The organism is Parabacteroides sp. AM08-6 (assembly GCF_003473295.1).
GTDB lineage: Bacteria > Bacteroidota > Bacteroidia > Bacteroidales > Tannerellaceae > Parabacteroides.
The window spans coordinates 1-18738 of sequence record NZ_QRMP01000043.1 but is presented as its reverse complement, the minus strand read 5'-3'; the positions used below and the strand labels follow the sequence as shown (position 1 = coordinate 18738).

At 36.4% G+C, this 18738-nt stretch carries 23 protein-coding genes, 1 tRNA gene and 1 pseudogene; 6 read left to right on the top strand and 19 right to left on the bottom strand.

What is annotated here, in order from left to right; all coding sequences use genetic code 11:
* Positions 1–49: 49 nt before the first annotated feature.
* From DW103_RS16945 to DW103_RS16855, 17 genes and pseudogenes are all read right to left on the bottom strand, one after another.
* Positions 50–412 carry a hypothetical protein gene (locus tag DW103_RS16945; protein ID WP_147381233.1) on the bottom strand — a complete coding sequence of 121 codons (363 nt, stop codon included), beginning with the start codon at positions 410–412 and terminating at the stop codon, positions 50–52.
* A gap of 5 nt (positions 413–417) precedes the next feature.
* On the bottom strand, positions 418–723 hold the full coding sequence (locus DW103_RS16940) for a hypothetical protein (RefSeq protein WP_122278304.1): 306 nt from the start codon (positions 721–723) through the stop codon (positions 418–420).
* 13 nt (positions 724–736) lie between these two features.
* Positions 737–1144 (bottom strand): hypothetical protein, encoded by a 408-nt coding sequence (locus DW103_RS16935; protein WP_122278302.1) that lies wholly within the window; start codon positions 1142–1144, stop codon positions 737–739.
* 57 nt (positions 1145–1201) lie between these two features.
* A complete protein-coding gene (locus tag DW103_RS16930) occupies positions 1202–1777 on the bottom strand; it encodes a hypothetical protein (RefSeq protein WP_122278300.1) in 576 nt (191 codons plus the stop codon).
* Positions 1770–2108: a hypothetical protein gene (locus tag DW103_RS16925; protein WP_122278308.1), complete on the bottom strand. Its 339-nt coding sequence runs from the start codon at positions 2106–2108 to the stop codon at positions 1770–1772. The genes DW103_RS16930 and DW103_RS16925 overlap by 8 nt, the downstream gene beginning before the upstream one ends.
* A 141-nt stretch (positions 2109–2249) precedes the next feature.
* Positions 2250–2534: a high-potential iron-sulfur protein gene (locus tag DW103_RS16920; RefSeq protein WP_122278298.1), complete on the bottom strand. Its 285-nt coding sequence runs from the start codon at positions 2532–2534 to the stop codon at positions 2250–2252.
* A gap of 210 nt (positions 2535–2744) precedes the next feature.
* Positions 2745–3509: a DUF4373 domain-containing protein gene (locus DW103_RS16910; protein ID WP_122278294.1), complete on the bottom strand. Its 765-nt coding sequence runs from the start codon at positions 3507–3509 to the stop codon at positions 2745–2747.
* Position 3510: 1 nt separating this feature from the next.
* Positions 3511–3933, bottom strand: a complete 423-nt coding sequence (locus DW103_RS16905) for a recombination protein NinG (RefSeq protein ID WP_122278292.1) — start codon at positions 3931–3933, stop codon at positions 3511–3513.
* The gene (locus DW103_RS16900) at positions 3930–4271 is read right to left on the bottom strand and encodes a DUF1064 domain-containing protein (RefSeq protein ID WP_122278290.1); all 342 of its coding nucleotides are present in this window, start codon (positions 4269–4271) and stop codon (positions 3930–3932) included. Before DW103_RS16900 ends, DW103_RS16905 begins: the two co-directional genes overlap by 4 nt.
* Before the next feature lie 426 nt (positions 4272–4697).
* Positions 4698–5123, bottom strand: a pseudogene (locus DW103_RS16895) (DUF4494 domain-containing protein); the annotation flags it as partial.
* Between the two features lie 153 nt (positions 5124–5276).
* A complete protein-coding gene (locus DW103_RS16890; protein WP_122278288.1) occupies positions 5277–7352 on the bottom strand; it encodes a DNA translocase FtsK in 2076 nt (691 codons plus the stop codon).
* Complete coding sequence (locus tag DW103_RS16885) at positions 7349–8176, bottom strand: hypothetical protein (protein WP_122278286.1); 828 nt, start codon at positions 8174–8176, stop codon at positions 7349–7351. Before DW103_RS16885 ends, DW103_RS16890 begins: the two co-directional genes overlap by 4 nt.
* An 11-nt stretch (positions 8177–8187) precedes the next feature.
* Positions 8188–8439, bottom strand: a complete 252-nt coding sequence (locus DW103_RS16880) for a hypothetical protein (protein ID WP_122278284.1) — start codon at positions 8437–8439, stop codon at positions 8188–8190.
* A gap of 336 nt (positions 8440–8775) precedes the next feature.
* Positions 8776–9198, bottom strand: a complete 423-nt coding sequence (locus DW103_RS16870; RefSeq protein WP_122278280.1) for a hypothetical protein — start codon at positions 9196–9198, stop codon at positions 8776–8778.
* 349 nt (positions 9199–9547) lie between these two features.
* Positions 9548–9624 (bottom strand) — tRNA-Ile (locus DW103_RS16865).
* Positions 9625–9719: 95 nt separating this feature from the next.
* Positions 9720–9995 carry a hypothetical protein gene (locus tag DW103_RS16860; protein WP_147381232.1) on the bottom strand — a complete coding sequence of 92 codons (276 nt, stop codon included), beginning with the start codon at positions 9993–9995 and terminating at the stop codon, positions 9720–9722.
* A gap of 5 nt (positions 9996–10000) precedes the next feature.
* Positions 10001–10234: a hypothetical protein gene (locus tag DW103_RS16855; RefSeq protein ID WP_122278276.1), complete on the bottom strand. Its 234-nt coding sequence runs from the start codon at positions 10232–10234 to the stop codon at positions 10001–10003.
* Positions 10235–10387: 153 nt separating this feature from the next.
* Here DW103_RS16855 and DW103_RS16850 point away from each other — a divergent pair, with 153 nt between their 5' ends.
* From DW103_RS16850 to DW103_RS16820, 6 genes are all read left to right on the top strand, one after another.
* Complete coding sequence (locus tag DW103_RS16850) at positions 10388–10702, top strand: hypothetical protein (RefSeq protein ID WP_122278274.1); 315 nt, start codon at positions 10388–10390, stop codon at positions 10700–10702.
* 185 nt (positions 10703–10887) lie between these two features.
* A complete protein-coding gene (locus tag DW103_RS16845; RefSeq protein ID WP_122278272.1) occupies positions 10888–11313 on the top strand; it encodes a hypothetical protein in 426 nt (141 codons plus the stop codon).
* A 119-nt stretch (positions 11314–11432) separates the two neighbouring features.
* The gene (locus tag DW103_RS16840) at positions 11433–11831 is read left to right on the top strand and encodes a hypothetical protein (protein WP_122278270.1); all 399 of its coding nucleotides are present in this window, start codon (positions 11433–11435) and stop codon (positions 11829–11831) included.
* A gap of 25 nt (positions 11832–11856) precedes the next feature.
* The gene (locus tag DW103_RS16835) at positions 11857–13839 is read left to right on the top strand and encodes an SIR2 family protein (RefSeq protein WP_122278268.1); all 1983 of its coding nucleotides are present in this window, start codon (positions 11857–11859) and stop codon (positions 13837–13839) included.
* A 213-nt stretch (positions 13840–14052) separates the two neighbouring features.
* Positions 14053–14466 (top strand): hypothetical protein, encoded by a 414-nt coding sequence (locus DW103_RS16830; protein WP_122278266.1) that lies wholly within the window; start codon positions 14053–14055, stop codon positions 14464–14466.
* A 291-nt stretch (positions 14467–14757) separates the two neighbouring features.
* A complete protein-coding gene (locus DW103_RS16820) occupies positions 14758–15921 on the top strand; it encodes a PIN-like domain-containing protein (protein ID WP_122278261.1) in 1164 nt (387 codons plus the stop codon).
* Positions 15922–16183: 262 nt separating this feature from the next.
* On the opposite strand, the gene DW103_RS16815 is transcribed toward DW103_RS16820, so the two are convergent.
* Positions 16184–16753, bottom strand: a complete 570-nt coding sequence (locus DW103_RS16815; RefSeq protein ID WP_122278259.1) for a helix-turn-helix transcriptional regulator — start codon at positions 16751–16753, stop codon at positions 16184–16186.
* 237 nt (positions 16754–16990) lie between these two features.
* Positions 16991–18247, bottom strand: a complete 1257-nt coding sequence (locus tag DW103_RS16810; RefSeq protein WP_158576707.1) for a phage integrase SAM-like domain-containing protein — start codon at positions 18245–18247, stop codon at positions 16991–16993.
* Positions 18248–18738 lie beyond the last annotated feature (491 nt).

Genomic DNA, 18738 nt, shown 5'->3' with positions numbered 1-18738 from the left:
GTATTATTTTCACCTTTTCTCTGCAAATGAAGCTCTACCTTTTTTAGTTTTACACCAATCTCCGTTTAATTAAATCAATGCAATCATTCAGTGCCTTATTGAAAGTTTCAGGGGATATCAGTTGCTTTTCAAGTTCTTCGGCATAGGCTTGTCCCCAGCCTTGTAAATTGATGCTTGCATCATTGTTGTATTCATCTCCTCTATTATCGTAATATACATGAATACTATCAAATACTACTTCGTCACCAAATTCGTCTGTATCAATTCGGTCTATGCCGATAATCTTTTCATACGAAGTATGCGCTCTATGCACATACTTACCGACAAAATGCTGGTATTTAGCTTTTTTACTCTCGGCTTCTTCTTTCTTTATACGCTGTATTTCAGCTTCTAACTCTTGTATTCGATTCATAATGCTCATTTCTTCTTATTGTTGATTGGAACTGATACTAATTCATTCAGAAACACGTGATAGACTTCATGCCCTCTGTAAATCTGAAATGTTCCTATATATTTCAGATAGCTAGGATATGGATTTGTAATACTTCCTCCTGTTCCGTAGATTTCTATCTTCACCCCAACAGGAGGTAAATTAGGATTAACCATAGCCCAAATGCAAGGTTTGTCGAATTGCGTTTGGACACACAATATTTGGGAACCTATCGGCATCTCTATCGTCTGTTTGTCCTTTAACTCCAAAGGATATTTATAAATAGTATCCATGATTCGTTATTATTTATTTACGTTCTGTCTCTAAAATTATTTGTACACCGTTAATTATTCCAAGATGTCTTAAATACACTTCATCGGGATAAATGTATCTTTCATCACCGCCATGTATCCTCATGGTATGAGATCCGTCTATTTGAACACTAGTCCGACCATATCCTGACGGAAATTTTTCACCAACGAATGCAAGCCTTTCAATATGAGTATATGCGTCTGATATACATATAATGTGGCATCCGTCTGTGCGAAGTAGGTGCTTGCATTCCGGCTTTATCCGTTTCTCTTTGCATTCTTCAAGTTCTGCGACAATATCAACATCGCTTCCAAATCTTCGACCTTTGTAAATCGGAGAGGATAGTTCATAATATCTTTGCGTACTATTAGTTGATGCTAATTTTGCTATAATTTGTTTCATTTTTTTAGTTGTTAGTTAATTATTAATTGAAACCAACATGGCTAATATTCATTTGTTTTAAATCCAATCAATAACTGGCCTTCCTTTAAATCCCTTTTCCCATACAAACCAAGCATAGCATACAGCGCTTCCGCCATTTTCCTTAATGGCTTCAAAATCACCATTCTTGGCACAGGCTATTCTTGAAGAGAATACATAAATCCTTGCTGGAGGATTATCTTCGTAAAATTCTCTTCTTGACTTCCCTTCTAAGAAGAGAAGTTTCAAGAACATTGCAACTTTTCTTCCCGGATGTACACAATCCAAGGCCTTTTTTACAAAATCAAGCCCCTTGGAGTATGGGGGATTAGTTATAATGTCACCATCGAAGCACTCCTTACAATCGAAGAAGTCTATTCCAGTAATTCCATACCCCCTATCTACCAATTCGGTAGAAAGGACATCATGGCCCAACTCTGTCATCCTCTTAGATAGGTGGCCCATTCCACATGCAGGTTCCCAGATGCGGTAATGGAATTCTTCTTTTTCAAATAGTTTATCTATCGCTACTGGGTCTGTAGCGTAGAAATCGTCTTTTTCTCGTTCACCCTTACAGTGGTTTGTTGCACCAAGGGGTGTGTATATCTTACTCATCTATTTTTTCTCCTAATTTTAAAATGAATACTTCATGTTCAGGTGCTCCCCAATTTGGATTACCTTTACCAATAGAAATGTTATCCAGTTTGAATAACATGGTTCGTTTCGTGTAGCCGTACCGGAAGCGGACGTGTGAGTAATAGGCAAATTCAGCACAATACTCTTTAAATAGTTCCTCTCTGGTGTATCCGAAAGGTTCTCTTAATTCATTCACAAACTCACTAAAAACACAAGGATCATCTATGTAATCATGAATCCATACTAATCGACGAATCCAGTGCTCTTTTATCTCTCGGTACTCTTCAGGCTTCTCGCCGTTCTCGATCATAAGATACCAGACAGCCTTTAGAGGTAAGTCAAGTATTCTCATAACCCAAGCTCTCCCTGTTTACCTTTATTCGAGAGAACAGAGTTTACACGGCTGATGAAATTATCAGTACTGCAATTATCAAACATTCTATCTTATTTTTCATTTTTCACCTCCTTTCTTCAACCCATCATCACAGGCTACATCATCACACATAATCGGCTTTTGGTGGAAAGCACACCATCCGGCCCCAGTCATGTCTTCATTCTCAATTAAGGAGCATTCACCACAATTGTGAGATTCGTTTGTTTTCTTCACGAAAAACTCACACTTCTTCACCGTCTTTTCATCCGGTTCCGTCTTCTTGGATTCTGCCTCGGTCGTGTATAACTGGCAGTCGTGCCGATCCGGACAGGTGTTGCCGTAGCATTTTATTTTATGCGTCATTTCCCACCTTTCCGCAAGTACACCTCTTGCACCTTTTAATGATATTTATCCGGTCTTTGTTTGAGCGAAATAAAAATGGACATCCGAACGACTTATCGAGCGCCCCGTAATAACCGCAATTGTCCGGTTTTCTGAATTTTTTTTGAAATATCAGGTTGGGAAGTTTTAGGGCTTCCTCGGCCTGGTCTTTGGATAGTAAGTGATAATAAATCATTTTTTTAATGTTTTCTTTAATTCTGAAATAATGTATTTGCCGGGAGAATGCAGACGGCTTCCTCCTCGTTCTGCGTTAGGAATTATACTCCAGACTGGATGCCCGATTTCTCCGTTGTTGGATAGTTGACAGATAGTGTTGAAATCATCAGGAGGAATATTCATCTTTTTTAGCCTGAGTGTTAAACCTTCAAAGTTTCTTTCTATTCTGTCATTATTAGAGTCTTTTAAATTAAGAATATTTTTGCATCCTCCATTTTCCCCTGTGGGGGATAGAGGGGGATATTTCTTTTCTTTACTATTCTTTTCTATACTATACTCTACTTTGTCTGAAAATTCTGTAGGTTTTCTTATTTCTTCTGGAAGTTTTGGTATTTCTTCCGGAATAAGACAGATATTATCAGGAATATTAAAGTTTGTCCTTTTTGCCAGTTTACTCATTTCAAGGTATCTTATCTGAATTGCCCGTGAAGTAATTACTCTCCCGTTTGTGAATAGTCCCTTGTCAAAGAGCCCGATTGCACAACAGTATTTCACTATCTCTTCTACTTGACTCTCTTTCAGATCCCAGTATTCGGATACGTCAAAGGCAGTATTTTCGTCCCACTCCAGGAAGCAACCTTTTACTCGGTAGATCTCATTGAGTATATATGAATAAACAGCATAACCGGTACCTTTAAATTCCTTCTTTAATCGTTTAATCCGGATGTCCTGGAAACGATCTGTCTCGGCTCTGTAATAAGGGAATCCGGTTTTAGCCATGTTAAAGTCCTTTCTCTTTTTTGAGACGTTTTATTTGAGCTTTGTAATATTCGATTTTTTCCTGATAGTCCGCAATGGTCCATTTCACAGTAGACCGTCTCGCTGATTCCAACTCTTCAAGAACCTTTACTCCGTATTTTTCAATAATAAATCGTTTGTATCGGTCAAGGTTACCACGCAACCCAATATTGCAATTAGAGCATTGCGAGTGGCAGTTTCTTTCATCATATCGGGTTCCTATATGTCGGCGGTCAACATAATGACCGTTCTGCATGATTTGCCATCTCCACATCGTTCCACATGTGGCGCAACGGCTAAAACCATTTTCGTTTGCGTCCCGAAGACGGATGTACTCGGAAAAGATTTTATCTAATCTCTGTTGGAGCAGTGGAATTGAGAGGTGCTTGGATTTTGTTTCATTCATTTTTCTCTAATCTTTATGCCATGCAAGTAGAGCATGAGTTTCTTTTTGATAATATATTCTTTGTTTTTTCTGGTAGTCGGGGATTTTACATCTTCGACTACAAGTTGTGAGTTTTCGACATAAACGAAGTCTGCCACATAATGACAGGATCGTTCTATGCATTTCTTTTTCCCGTTTATCACTTCATATAGTGAAGGAATAAGCTCAAATTTGACTTGTTCTTGCAAGTCGGAAATTAGCCCTGCCTTCTGTAGCAGTTTTAATTCATCAGCGCGTCTTTTTTCTTTTCGGCTGTCATAGCCGGCTGTCCGGATATTATGATACTTATTTGGCTTCATCGGTCTTTCTTTTGTTGATAAGACGTAAGATGATAAGGACGGCAGCCATAAGGCCGAAAATTAGCATTATAAGAAAAAGGGCTTGTGAGCAGTTATTTAATGTTTCTATGTTCATTTCGAAATAAATTAGATGTCTATTTCTTCGATTAGGAGCTGGCCACATCCCATAAACCAGACTTGTGCGGCTGGCGAGCGTTGCAGTAAAGCCATCTCTATCGCAGACTCTTTATATTTTTCTTTATCATATCCAGCTTTCTGGCGGATGAAAGATTGAGTGCGAGTGATTAGGTCACCATCTCCCGATTTCGGATCACGGGTAATGATTTCTTTTGCTTCGCGCATTTTATCCTCGATCGTTTTGCCTTCCTCGGATATTGCCTTTTCAATCTCTTGCTTATTTATATCATCAGCTCTTTTGTTTATTTCGGCATTAAAAGGAAAAACATCCATTATCTGGGTTTCCGCAACGGATGCGATGGTATAATCAGCCAATGTACCTTTCATGCCCTCTTCCAATACGGTGATAGCTTCTTTTAATGTGTTGGCCTGCGCAAGCATATTAGCAGCAGTCTTTTTCTCACTCTTGGTTGTTTCATCAAGCGTAATGAAATAAATTTTGAATTTATAAAAACGGTCGCCGTTTTCGTTGAAGAACAGTTCTGACAGGCGGGCGCGTTTGATGTCTGTCACTGTAAATTCCCCGGATATAAAGGGGCGGACTTCTTCAGTTATGCGAGCTTCCGCTTCTGTGAACGACAAAGCATCCACCAAATAAGGCTCCGTCACTTTCTTTTGCATTCCATTCTCCAGTACTTTTTCATAGGAGACTTTACATTCGAACCAATTATGCATTTTGATTTTTTCTTTTGAGTTTTCTAATCATGAATTTTATTTGTCTCGCTTTATCTTGATCGCGAGGTTTTATAGAATATCTTTCGATATATTCTGCGCCTTTTTCAAGTAGGCGGATTATGTTTTCTATATCCGATTTGCATATATTCATCTCTATTGTTTGTAATAGAATCCTTGAAATCTAACAACATTAAGATATTCGGGTGACTTCATTAATCCGTCTCCCATACCGTTTAGAGTTTCTGCCCCGGCTTCGTCAATTACAACTTTAGAGTCGATTTCTTTAGGAACCCGGAAGCATATTTGAACGGGAAAATTGACTTTGGCATCTCCGGTTATGACATTGACAGATGCACGTTGGGTCGCTGCAACTATTCGGAAGCCGAGAGACCTTCCTTTTTGGAGTAGAATCTTTAAGTTCTCTTCCAAGGATTTCAGTCGGCCAACGGTCTTTAATTCTTTTTTAGGAATACCTCTGGCTGATACTCTAACAACGACTTCTTCTTTAATGTCCAGCTCGGGACCACTTTTAGCAGAGGCAACCGCATCGGCAAACTCATCAAAGATTATTAGAGTTTTAGTGTATCTGCCTGTCTTAGCCCGTTTTTGCATATCTACAACCAAAAGTCTCATTTGCTCTTCTATATCCTCTATTTCATTGAATACCTTGGCAGAACCACTGTATGAACAAAACTCGTATTTAGGATCAAAGATGTAGATGTTTTTGATCCCGGCGGCTTTAGCGTATTTTAAAGTAGAGATGATAGATACAGACTTTCCGCTTCCTGTCGCACCGCATATTAACATGTGTGGGGTGGAATGGTTATTCATGTCCCAAACGACTGTCCTACCGAAATTATCAACTCCGATAGGGATTTTTTCTTCTACCAGGTATTTCTTATCCCAAAATAATGTATCCGTTCTCTTTTTTGATGTTTCGATGAACAGGTATGATTTGTCATTATAAACCATTAGGTCATTTCCGATTCTTACCGAGGAGACATCTAAGGCATTTGCAATATCTAATCGGTATTTCATTACATTCGAGATTTTAACACCGGCTGATACTTCCAATAAAAAAGTATTGGAAGAATACCCCGATATCTCGTGTGCCACTTTTACGATAACCCCAAATGTTCTTAGGGCGTGTTCTATTTTTTCTCCGTTTGTCATATTTGTATTTGATAAGTCGTAAGTAATAAATGATGCCGCGTTGTCTCTGAATGAAGTGATAGTCTTAGGGCTTATATTTCCAATCGAAGCGTCTCGGATCTTTTTTTGCCTTCGGGAAATCAGTTCTTTTTTCTTATCCGGAATATTGAAATCGTCCACTTCTGCAATCATCGTTTTGGCCCAGAAATCATAGAGTTCTGCTCGGTCTATGAAGTTGTCGTTGTCATTGATCATATAGACGTAGTCGGGATCGGAAACGGCCTCTATCATTCTTTTGAGCGGTTCGTACAATAAAGCTTCGTATAGTTTACGGGTATCGTTATCAAGGATAATCTTGAATTTTTTGAGCTGGGGTGAATTGTCTTTATTCTTGGAATCTTTGTTTTCGATGAACCATACTTCATCAACCTTAATGCCGGTCTTCGATTCGAAATTCAAGATATAAGTTATAGCTTGTTTCCCACACACTAAGGCAAGCTCGTCTTCGTCCGTGAATTTTGATTTCGATTTATGGTCAACGATAACAATCTTCCCGTCGTCAAGTCTTAGCACAAGATCTATGTTGGCATGACAGGGCAGGGGAATATCGACTCCGTTTATAACCAGCCATTCATCGCATCTTAGTTCTACGCCTAAGATTTCACTCAGGCCGGACATATAAATTGATTTCTCACTGTAGAAGTTTTTAAGTAGCGAAGTGCAAACCTTTGTTGCTTTCAGGTTGCATTCTTCAATTGTTGGGGTAGTCTTCTGCGTTTTCCAGACGTTCGCCGGAGTGTTGTCTATATAAGCAAATGCGATTTGTTCTATTTCGGCCAGCGGGGTTTCCACTCCGTCTTTTAACTGATTGAAAAAGAGTTCGAGGGCAACGTGGTAAGCGTTTCCAGCAACTGTACTGGCTGATATTCTTGATTTTTCTCTGTAGATATATGTCTTTTCAAACTCTTTTTCATTTCTGGAAAATGAGGCTACTTTGCTATAACTCCAAGAATCAATTAGGTAATAGGAAAACAATTCTTCAAGTTCAGCGTCGCTGTATGATGAGTATTTATTCATGGTAGTTTGTCAACTTTTTTAGTTTTCATCCTTGTTTTCTTTGTGGTGATGTCTTCTTTTACTTTCCTGATGGGTTTCATCAAATCATCTACAGTGGTGTCTCCATCTTTTAAGGATTGACTAACGCCAATAAGGAAGGTGATTTCATCTGTTTTTATTTGATTGGTGGTCTGTTTGCCACATAGTTTTATCACTTCGGATTCGCTTATTCCGTACTCGTTTTTGAATGTATTAATAAGGGTTGTACGGAATTTCAGGAGCTTATCGGCGTCGGATAGATCACCTGTGATATATTTTTGCGCAGCTTGATACACTCTATCGGTGATAGCTTTAGGTATCACGGCAAAAACAGCATTACGATAGGCTATTGAATTGACGGCATTCCCGGTAACGACAATCATGTCGTTAGAGTATCGCTTGCCTTTGCTGTCGACTATGCTTCGGCTAACTTCGAATGCAGATGCGACATTTGTTTCCAGATCCCAGGCGGTTCCTCTGCTGATGATCTGTTTGTCTGTTATTTGGACAACTTTTGCCTCTGTTCTGATATTTCCCCAATTTGTAGCCAGGATTTTTGCAAGATGTACAGATGGGCCGGTTATTAATTTTCCGCCCCTGGACAATGCATAAGAGCAAGATTTGGCAGTCTCAATATCCATAGTGACAATTACGATGGAGTTGTTTATGCACTTTCGCACATCTCTTGGATATTGTTTGGCGGTGGCCACCTGGGAATCAACACTCGCTCTTTCTATCGTATCAGCTTGGGCTATTTGAATCTGTTCAGTCTCAATTGGTGTAACATTGTAATCTTCTGGTTCCATGATTTTATTCTTTAGTAGTTGTACGTATTCATTTCAAATCTCCATTCTTCCAGCATTTCGTCGAATGATGGATCTTCAGTTTCTTCTCCGTCATAGTCAGTATCACCATCGGGAAGGCGTCTTATTATTTCTTTCACCATCTCTTCTCCTTGTATGTTGCGTAAAATAGTAAAGAAGAACCTATAAAGGTGATAATGTGAGCTGGATTGAAAAACATTCCGATAAATGTTATGATTATCATTGGCACGATTAGTACCAGGCATGCAAATTGTGTAATCTTCATATTATTGTGGGATTAAATTGTTTCAAGGAAGACATTTTTTTGTTTTCAAAGTGGAGAGTGGTCAAAAAGATTCAGGCCATTGGCAATGTCAAGGACTACCACTAAAGCAGGATTTTTTTCTTGCATATTGATATGGTTTCTTCGAGTGCGAAGCGAATTGTTTTTCATAACAACTCCTATGAAATAATTTATCTCCTTCCTTTACAAACCCATGCTCATGCACTTGTTTTCCACACATATTGCATGAACCTATGATTTTAATTTTCATATTCTTATGTTTATTGCTCCCGAAACAAATGTCGGGAGCAAATTGTAACTACTTCTTCATCAGCTCAATGCGAGTTCTTAAAGTCAACAGGTAGTCGTGCATTTGAATTTTCTGTAGTTCCATTAATTCAACTTGCATTTCACCTGCAATAGACTCTGCATCTTCACGACCGAGGAATAAAACCAATTTGTTGTATTTATCCATCAACTCATCGCGCTCGATATAAAGTCTGTCCAGCGGAGTTTCGATTGACTTGTAAGCTCTTTCAAACACATCTTTAGGAGACCAACTTACATATCCTGCATATTGAGGCGTGTTTGCCTTACCTCCATCTACATATTCAACTAAGTAACCTTCATCAGAGCCGTTCTCGTCGGCAGGAAGTTCCCATCCTCTGAAATCGTTATACTCCTGTCGGTTCATAGGAATAGCGTTAATCTCTTTTGTTCCAATATATTTTTTCGTATTCATGTAAAACTACGGTTGATCTTTACACCATAAGGTTCAATTTCTTTTTATTTTTGTTTGTTCCCGGTAGGTAATCCAATCACCGACATAACGCCTTCATGACCGGGAGTATATTTTCTCTGTGACGACGGTTAGCCAACCTCATGACCAGGTAACACCGAAAGGAATCATCAAATGATGAACGCCACATATCCCAGCTTCACATCGACAGCACCGGTTAAACGACACCGGAAGCAATAACCTCAAACAGTTTGCTGCTGATCTACTGGAATAACCTATTTGCCAGCCCGAGCTAAAGCCCATTTACTGGATCATAGGATTTATCCACTATTTCAAAGAACGCTTACGAAAGTGGGCCTTCCCGGGCTTGAACCGGGGACCTTCAGATTATGAGTCTGATACTCTGACCTACTGCTGAGTTAAAAGCCCGTTGCCTGTCTTTCCAGGCTGTCAAAAAAAAAAGCTATGAAAACAAATTAACCTGTCTCACGACGGTAGTCTTTTATGTTGTTTGATTTTAATGGCTACTTAACCAATTTGTGAATATTTGAAGACATTGAAACACGGTGCAAGTCTTCTATTGGTATTCTTATCCTAGACGATCTCTCTCCATCTTTGAATACTCTAATAAGCCCTGCGTCCCGCCATTTTTCAACCGTAATTCGTCCGTATTTTCTAAAAGCCTCATTTTGATACATGAAATCTTTATGTCCAATTTCTGCAAGCACTTTTTCGGCTCCAGATTCATAGGCCTCTTTCACAAGGCGAATGATTTCCGATAATTCTGTATCTACTCTCATGGCTATCATTTTAGGCGGGTTACTATTACATCGTCTATCCGGCCTTCCTCCGATTGCTTAAATGAGTATCCTTTAATGGTTAATTTGCGTATAGCACTCCGGATAGAACATGCTTTAATCTGGGTATTCTTTATGACAGTAGGAACACCAATCTTCAAGGCAAGGAGCGTTCCTTGCACATCGGTCTTTGTTTTTATTGCGACCGGGTTAATTTTCTTCTTTGTTGTTGTTGTTTCCATATATATTAACTACTTTTGAAAATTCATTTCAATTTGTGCCTCGTGCGTGGGGCATGTGATTGATTACGGGGACAAATATACAAACATTTCAGTATTTATTATTTATCAATACTGAAATGTTTGTATATATAACTTTAATTAACAGTTGCGTGTATGGATAAATGCAGATATGGATTACTTGATAAGGCTTTAAGGTTCATATATCAAAGAGATGGATGCTTGTGTGATGAGGATTTCCTCCTTAACAACAGGATTCGCAATGAAGACTTATCTATACTTGTTACTGATGGACTAGTTAAAAAAGAAAAGAATGATCTATTTACAAATAGGTTTGACTATAGCATAACAGATAAAGACATAAAGCATTTATGCTTAGGCGGATATTTGGGCTTAAAAAAGGACATGGATAGAGAAAACAGAAAGAATTATTTCAGAGAACTCTCTATCGGAGTAATAGGGGGGGGATAATAGGTGTAGTGCTCACAAAACACTTAGAAGCCATTCTATGACTTTTACAATAAAGCTACCAATAACACCACAGGTAAAACCTAAAAAGAAATAGTATCTAAGAGGTAATTTTCTATCGGCTTGTTCTTTTTTGTGTAACATGAGAAACTGATTTAGATTACAAATATACAAACAATTCAGTAAATATGAATAATAGAGCAGAAAACTTATTACCTGGTTTGAATTCTCGAATCAAAGATATTGTACAGAAATATAGCAATGGAAATGTTGCTTTATTCTCTACTACTTTACCAAATATTACTCAACAAAGGCTGAACCGTATTTTTAATTTGGATACAAGAACTCAAAAATACCCATCTGTGCCAGATGATATTTTAATTAGTATTGCAGATGTTTATTCTAATGTAAATTTAGAATGGCTTCTGACTGGACGTGGTGAAATGGAAAAACAATCCTTTGAAATAGTTTCAGGGGATAACTTAAATCTAAATATAAACATGTACGAAAAGGACAAATTGTTAAAGCTTGCATTAAAAGAAATTGACAGGCTGGAGAATGAGAACGCGGAACTACGCCGCAAGTTAGGTGTTGAGGAAAGCGCGGGCGCATAGTCTTCCTTTCCCCGAAATGTAAAGATAAAAAGAAAAACAACACCTAAGCTATGTTTTAGGGCATAGGGAGGGTGGGATGGATTGATAGAAGATGAAACATTTGATTAAAATATAATATTATGGCAATATTAAAGTTTTTGGGATCTGCTTTGTACGGAATAGTAGCATCATATATTATTTGGTTGCTCTTTTATTGGCTAACGCCTTGGGTTATGTCTTTTGGGTGGGGAGGTGTTATTGTTGGTCTTTTATGTGGATCGGTCTTGGTAGCCATTTTTATTTCAATTTGTACATTGGTATTATCTCCGATGTTGTCCATGATTGATAATGCTGTGAGTAAAATCATTCCTTCTATAGCAATGTTGTTTCATGGTTATTCTTCAGTAATGCTTCCTTGGGGATTAGATATGGATTATACTGCTCCAAAGATAATATTAGGTATTACTATTACGGGAGTGGCTTTAGTACTCTTTATAACAGCATTGCAAGTCATTTGGGCAAATAGAAAGTTTGAATAATTCTTAGATAAGTACAATTGTAGTTATGTTAGAACATATATTTGAATTAGTAAGAAGGGGGGAGGTTCTTCTTTTTGTGGGAGCCGGTTGTTCTATGACTGCAGGTTTTCCTAGTGGTAGAGAATTTGCTCAAAATCTTTTTGATGAATTAAAAGAGAATGAGAGACAAGGGATGCAGAACGGTCTTCTCTTACCCGATATGGCGGAAGAGTTTGAAAAAAGAAGAAACAGGAATTCTTTGATTCAAATGGTTCTAAAACGATTTGATCATACTTCTGCTTATATGGATTTTCATAGCAAGTTAGGGGCTATTCCTTATTTTAAAACAATTATTACGACTAACTACGACAGACTGATAGAAACCGGTTATGGAAGCGATGAATGTCAAGTATTGCATAATGACAGTGATTGCACATATTTAGACTCTAACAAGGTCCATGTATTTAAAATACATGGTGATGTTACAGATAAGGAGCGTATTATTGTAACAAGAGGAGACTATAATAGAAAAACTTTTGCTAATGATGTCTCTTGTCCTCAATTATGGGGTATCGTTAAAGCTGAAATGGTACAAAAGAATATAATCTTTTTAGGATACAGTATGGGTGATGGAAACATTGAAGAGATATTAGATAATATTCAAAAATGTGTGGGGGAACACCAAAAGGAGATGTTTCTTTTAGCTCCTGGTTGGTCTAATTATGATCAAGCGGCTTTAATGAAAAGAGGAATTCGTTACTATGATATTGATTGCATAGAGTTTATTGACAAGCTTACTGCTAATATAAAAGAAAATGCTATTGATGATATTTCAAAAGGGAACATTGATGTTGTAAAGAAAGTTTTTATAAAGAATAAGGTAAGCCCTATAATTAAGGTTGAGAATTCTACAAATCAAATAATGGGTTTTGAAGCGGTTGACGAAGCACCATTAACGGCTCTGTTAAAGTTTAATATATCCAAGAATATAGCAGAAAAGCTCTTTGAGCCAGTATTGTCTTATAATCCTCCTCCGATTGAGATAAATAAAGATCAACTTTTCAATTTTACAGCCGAGGTTAATGGGCTAACAGTAGTAAAACCTGATAAATTAGAGAAAGTTTCGATTTCTCATAATCCGACGTTTAAAGGGAATGTAGATATTTTTTTTGATAATGGATTTGTATATAATGGGCTTGCTGTCAAAGTTTTTGGCTTTCCTGATAATAATATGAGCTTTACATTTGATACTCCAATAATGGATGGGAGTTTGTTTGATTTTAAGTATTCTGATAATTCTATCAATTTTCAAATGACTCATGTTTTAAAAACAAAGTGCCAAAATGTATATATGGCTATACATGCTATTGAATTAATAGAAAACATGGCAAAAGGTGAAAGCTTCCAAGTCATCGGATCTAATGTCAATCATCATACAAGTCTTAGGCCTGATGAAGACATTCTATCTTATATTCTAAATATAAAGCGCTATTATAATGGCATATTGGATGCGCAGAAGTATTTTCATTGTACTTTTTCTAATTTTGGAAATTACTCAAAAGAGAGTTGCTTGAATTTGTCTAAAATACAATCATATATTACAGGGATAGGAATAACTAAAAATTATAAAGGGGTCGCCTCTTTTGATCTTACTGATGAAGATGACATACTAAAGTCTTTTCCTGAAGATGAAACATATCTGATCATTGGTATTAATAACAAAGAAATAGAAACGTTAGATATGTATGGGAAAAAATTGAATATCGGATGTTGCTATACAGTACTACCCTGTTGTCATATAAAATATATCGTTGATGATAATAAAAAAGAGTGCATGGCTATTACAATAGAAAAGAACACGTATATGGAGTTTTACCATGATTACAATCCATTATTTAATGAATTTAAGTATATCCTTGCGTATAGAAATCAGTTTGATAAAATTGATATCTCTTCTATTTTAGCCGTACTCGAAAGTGGAAATCTTAAATTTATTAATGGACAGCACGAAATTAGTGATGGTCATTGATGCTAAACAATTTGCGGAATAGACTATAATATGAAATATGCGTGTAATTCAGAAGGATGGGATATGTATATTCAAGATAGATACTTCACAATAAAACTTGTAAATAGTATTGTTGTTTTTATAATCATAGCATTGATTGCTTTTTGTTCTGATCATGCACATGTAGGAGGTGGATTGCGAGATTTTATAATTCATAGTATATAATAGATAAATATGAAACTTGTATTTTTAATTACATTTTGGCTAACATCATTGGTCGCATCTGCTCAAACGTTACTTTTATTTGGAGGGAAGGATCATGATGAATTTTTGGGTTGTATAAATTGTAATGGGTATTCCAGTAATTCCGTATGGAATGAATATTCAAATTACGGTAATTCTTATAACTCCAAGTCCATCTGGAATGAATATGGAACTTATGGAAATGAGTATAGCGATTATAGTCCTTGGAACCCATATGCTACACATCCACCAGTAGTAGTCGATAGGGATGGTAATTTCTATGGTTATTTAACGACCAACAAATACCACCCTAAACGTGCAACGTTCAAATTGGCTTTGATAATGTATAAATATTATGAGGATATAAGGGACAATGTGAGTGAATGGGAAGAAGAACTGTTTTAGTTGTTCAAGTATGAGTTCTAAAAAGAAATTCTAAAATATATTCTTCTGGATCAGACTGTATATTACATTCAAACTTATCCATGAATTGACATAGCATCTTTTCCATAAGATCTATGCTTTCTTCCTGGTTTAAGTTTCTTGCTTTGGCTTCGGAAAGAGCATAGGCGATTAGAAACCGAGGACGAATTAGAGGACGAGTGTCATTTGTGAATAAGCAGTCAAGTTCCATAACAAAATAGTTTGATACGAGTATACAGAATATTTATATAAGAAACAAAAGTAAAAAACGAAATGAAAGATAAATTTTACGAGTATATTGATCCTAAGACAGAAGAGGTTGAAGAAATTTGGAAAAATGGGAATATTTCTGTTGATGCCAATATTCTACTTAATTTCTATAGATATACGGAAAAAACACGTGAAGAGTTCTTTGCTGCATTAGAGAAATGCAAAGATCAATTATGGCTGACCTATCAAGCAGGAGAGGAGTTTTTTACTAACAGAAGAAATTTGTTCAGAGGGTTAAAGTTATCCTACAAAGAATGGAATGATAGAATAGCGTTAAAGATTAATGAGTTGAGATCTCAAATAAGCAAAACGAATCATCCTCTTATCGAGGCGAATGTTCTAAATGAAATTTTAGACAATTGCTTGTCTGATGTCAAAAAGTACTTGATGGATTTGGAGCAAAAACATCCAAACTACGCCGACTGCGATCCTGTTTTAGATCGAATAACGAATTTATTTGATAAGAAGATAGGAGAGGCTTTTCATAAAGAGCGTCTAATCGAAATATATAAGGAGGGAGATTCTCGATATAAAGATAAAATTCCTCCTGGATACTGTGATAAGAAAAGTAAAAAAGAGGATGATACAACCAACTGTTATGGCGATCTGGTTTTATGGAAACAATTAATTGAAAAATCAAAAGCTGATAAAAAATCTCTCATTTTTGTAACAGATGACAATAAAGAAGATTGGTGGATAAAAGAGGGAGGAATGTCTATTTCACCTCGTAAAGAATTGATTCGAGAATTTCATGATGAAACGGGAAAGCGTATTCTTATCTACAACGCAATGGACTTCCTGAAATATGTAAAGGGGCTACATGATAGTTCAATAGAAGAAAACACTATTAATGAAGTAGAAAAAATTAGTGCTGAACAACAAGTTACGACCAGAATATTTTCATCCGACTCTTATCAAGACTTGATTGAACCGTTTAATTCAGGTTCATATCTAAAAGAGATGTATAAGAATCCTCTAATATCATTGAGCGACGATATTAGTAAAATAACAAGGTCTTTAACGACTATAGAAGGCATTGATCCATTATCGAACTTAAGAACAAAAATAGATTCAACGTCTTTGTATGCTCAAGACATAGATCCATTCAAAATACAAAAACCTTGGGAGCTTAATCAAAGTATCATTGCACGTAATGAGGATAAATAGAAACTTTATATGTAACTAAGATGAAGAAAAAGTTTGAGTATATCTTAAAACTGTTTTTGATAATTTCTTTGCTTCTTCCTCTGACGGGGGCGGTAGAAGTAACTAATGTATATATCTGTACTGGGAAATATGCTAAAGTCTATCACTCCAAGAAAAAATGTAGAGGTTTCGTGATATGAAATAAAAAGTGTCCGACTTAGAAACCGCCCGGACACAAAAAAAGGCAGTAGAGTATTGAACTTACTGCCTTTTGTTTATTAAATTAAAATATGTACCTCATAAATGCAGCTAAAAAAGCTGCATTGTCCATTTCGTCCGTACCCAAATCTGAAATTTCAGAACAAAGTACTGCAAATAGTTTTTTTTCGTCTGAGTCCCAATATTCTGCATATAATGCCATTTTTAAAACCGACTTGTTAAATAAATATGGTTTTTTGGCGTTTTCTTGGTAAACGACCTTATCAAGAAAAGCGAATGATTTTTCCTGCTCTACATTTCTGGCTATTATTGCAGATAAAAATCCACAAATGTATGAGGCCAATCTAACCTTGCTTACTTGCGAATTTGACGTCAAACCCTGCGTGTAAGCATCTGCCATCATCCTTTCATAAATGGGGAAAAGCGAGCCACTCCGGAACTCACTGGCCATTTCGTCGGCTGACTGCAATTTCAGTTTTAGCACTCCGAATATTTTTTCGAGGTTGTCAGACCTCAATTCTTTTTTTTCGGACAAATACTCCGTAAACGAAGCTATTCTTACACCAGCTTTTTCCGCCAATTTAGACGCGGATAAACCTTGCAGTTGCATTTCTCTTCTTATTTGCTCTCTCATTTCTGTATATTTTAGATTGTTCTACTTTTATGACGCAAATATACTATTAATAGTAATACGCGACAAGTGTTTTAAATATATTTTACTATTAATAGCAATATATATCTTAAAGATTTACATCATTTGAAAAACTGTAAGGGAGAAGTGAAATGTATTACATTGGACCAAGCTAAGGGACAGGGGAAGAGATCTTGTAAAATCTGCTACAAATAGAGTAGGGAGGTCAAGCCTCCCTTTTTAACTTTCTATCTTATCATATAAAACATAATCCAATACTTTTCTATTCGCAGCGTCAACTTTGGCAAAGTCCTGGGTTATGTAATAGTCAGTGACAACGTAACGGGAATCTTTATGATTGAGACATGCCGCAATATCACTTTTGCTTATATTCAGGTCGTTGTAGGCTATTGTAGCCCAAGAATGCCTACAGGAGTAGGTGCATAGTCGGTCTAATCCTAATTCATCTCTAATCAAGTACAGGGACTTGTTTATCATTTTCGCAAAAGATAAGTAAGCTAAACCACGTTGATAAAAGTTGAATGCTCTTTTTCCGGTTTCGTCCTTGTACTTCATAAGCAATGGTTCCAACTCCGGCTGAATCTTTATTCGCATATAAGCTTCGTCTCTTCGTTTATCTTTTGTCTTTTCACGTTTATATTCAAGGTATCCGTTTCTGGGGGCTTTCATCGTAAATATATCAGCGGCATTAATGCCACAAAGGTAAAATGAGATTCTAAAAAAGTCGCGACCCAATTCATGCGCTTTTTTGCTCACTTTAAAGTTAAGTACTAATCGAAGGTCGTCTACCAGAAGAGCTCTCTTTACAGGCAAGCATCGTTCTGGTATGATGTATTTTTTGAATGGATCACATGTGATCTTAATATTGCCAGCTTCTTCATCATTGTATTTAAACCTTGCATAATTCAAGACAGCCTTAAACATTACCATATTCGTAACCACTCCGCTATTATTTACTTTTCTTTTGCGGCCTACTTCTTTGGGGCGATTTCTGATATAAGTTTCAAATTCACGGAGCGTTTTTGATGTAATCGTGTTAATGTCGGTATGTTTCCCTTTGAAAAACTCATTTATTCTTTTCAAGAAGACTTTATAATTTGCTACTGTTCCATACTTGCCGTTTGCTTCTTTCAAAGACAAGTATTCCTGAACAACAGAGTTTATATAAATAGGTTCAGAGTTTTTCCCTGTTATGATTATCTTTAGTTCTTCAATGATCTCTTTTGAGTCCATGCAAGAATACTTTCTGGGATGATTATTAAATTCTTCGCGTATAAGCAATAAGTCATTCATCACGCGATTGTACACGTAACACTTCGGTTTGAGTTTTAGATCTTTAGTTAGTTGTTTTTCATTGACATAGTAGTCTGTAGAAAGGTAAGAAGATTGCCTTTTTTGTGTAACACGATAGCGAACTCGGAATGTTCCGTCGCTCTTTCTCCATTGTTCGTTGATTGAATATGAGATTGTTGCCATTTTGTAAAACATTTTTTTTGAGTAAAACAATTGTAAAACATTTTACCACAAACATACATGAATGGCATGTATTATCAAATAGTCAAGATTTTGTAATTAATTGATTTTCACAAACATACATGGTGTTTGTGTTTTATTGTGTAGTGAAAAAATATTAAAATTAGATGTTTTCACTTGTAACACCTATTTTACCATTTGCGCTCATAATTAGTATATTATGTTTTTAATTTTATTTGTTCGTATAACAATAGTCAAACATTGAATATTCTTTGAAAGTAAATCACCGGTTATATTACAAAAAAAATGCCAAACGCTGTTTGGGAAACATAAAATCTCTTTTCGGGTATTTTTGTCGGAATAATGACACAATGTCAGAATTGTTTCGATTGTATGTGTAGATTCATGCAATTGTAATTGAAATTTCTTCCGGTAATAATTAAATTATATGCCTACAGGGCAAACGCATTAGAAACAATCTGAAACTGAAGATG

Bases quoted from the DNA above. Each gene is read 5' to 3' on its own strand.
- DW103_RS16860 (WP_147381232.1), bottom strand. From the start codon at position 9,995: ATGAGAGTAGATACAGAATTATCGGAAATCATTCGCCTTGTGAAAGAG.
- DW103_RS16910 (WP_122278294.1), bottom strand. From the start codon at position 3,509: ATGGCTAAAACCGGATTCCCTTATTACAGAGCCGAGACAGATCGTTTC.
- DW103_RS16880 (WP_122278284.1), bottom strand. From the start codon at position 8,439: ATGCCTGGTACTAATCGTGCCAATGATAATCATAACATTTATCGGAAT.
- DW103_RS16920 (WP_122278298.1), bottom strand. From the start codon at position 2,534: ATGACGCATAAAATAAAATGCTACGGCAACACCTGTCCGGATCGGCAC.
- DW103_RS16830 (WP_122278266.1), top strand. From the start codon at position 14,053: ATGAAACTTGTATTTTTAATTACATTTTGGCTAACATCATTGGTCGCA.
- DW103_RS16935 (WP_122278302.1), bottom strand. From the start codon at position 1,144: ATGAAACAAATTATAGCAAAATTAGCATCAACTAATAGTACGCAAAGA.
- DW103_RS16815 (WP_122278259.1), bottom strand. From the start codon at position 16,753: ATGAGAGAGCAAATAAGAAGAGAAATGCAACTGCAAGGTTTATCCGCG.
- DW103_RS16840 (WP_122278270.1), top strand. From the start codon at position 11,433: ATGGCAATATTAAAGTTTTTGGGATCTGCTTTGTACGGAATAGTAGCA.
- DW103_RS16930 (WP_122278300.1), bottom strand. From the start codon at position 1,777: ATGAGTAAGATATACACACCCCTTGGTGCAACAAACCACTGTAAGGGT.
- DW103_RS16925 (WP_122278308.1), bottom strand. From the start codon at position 2,108: ATGATCGAGAACGGCGAGAAGCCTGAAGAGTACCGAGAGATAAAAGAG.
- DW103_RS16810 (WP_158576707.1), bottom strand. From the start codon at position 18,247: ATGGCAACAATCTCATATTCAATCAACGAACAATGGAGAAAGAGCGAC.
- DW103_RS16945 (WP_147381233.1), bottom strand. From the start codon at position 412: ATGAATCGAATACAAGAGTTAGAAGCTGAAATACAGCGTATAAAGAAA.
- DW103_RS16890 (WP_122278288.1), bottom strand. From the start codon at position 7,352: ATGAATAAATACTCATCATACAGCGACGCTGAACTTGAAGAATTGTTT.
- DW103_RS16855 (WP_122278276.1), bottom strand. From the start codon at position 10,234: ATGGAAACAACAACAACAAAGAAGAAAATTAACCCGGTCGCAATAAAA.
- DW103_RS16870 (WP_122278280.1), bottom strand. From the start codon at position 9,198: ATGAATACGAAAAAATATATTGGAACAAAAGAGATTAACGCTATTCCT.
- DW103_RS16885 (WP_122278286.1), bottom strand. From the start codon at position 8,176: ATGGAACCAGAAGATTACAATGTTACACCAATTGAGACTGAACAGATT.
- DW103_RS16850 (WP_122278274.1), top strand. From the start codon at position 10,388: ATGGATAAATGCAGATATGGATTACTTGATAAGGCTTTAAGGTTCATA.
- DW103_RS16820 (WP_122278261.1), top strand. From the start codon at position 14,758: ATGAAAGATAAATTTTACGAGTATATTGATCCTAAGACAGAAGAGGTT.
- DW103_RS16845 (WP_122278272.1), top strand. From the start codon at position 10,888: ATGAATAATAGAGCAGAAAACTTATTACCTGGTTTGAATTCTCGAATC.
- DW103_RS16900 (WP_122278290.1), bottom strand. From the start codon at position 4,271: ATGAAGCCAAATAAGTATCATAATATCCGGACAGCCGGCTATGACAGC.
- DW103_RS16905 (WP_122278292.1), bottom strand. From the start codon at position 3,933: ATGAATGAAACAAAATCCAAGCACCTCTCAATTCCACTGCTCCAACAG.
- DW103_RS16940 (WP_122278304.1), bottom strand. From the start codon at position 723: ATGGATACTATTTATAAATATCCTTTGGAGTTAAAGGACAAACAGACG.
- DW103_RS16835 (WP_122278268.1), top strand. From the start codon at position 11,857: ATGTTAGAACATATATTTGAATTAGTAAGAAGGGGGGAGGTTCTTCTT.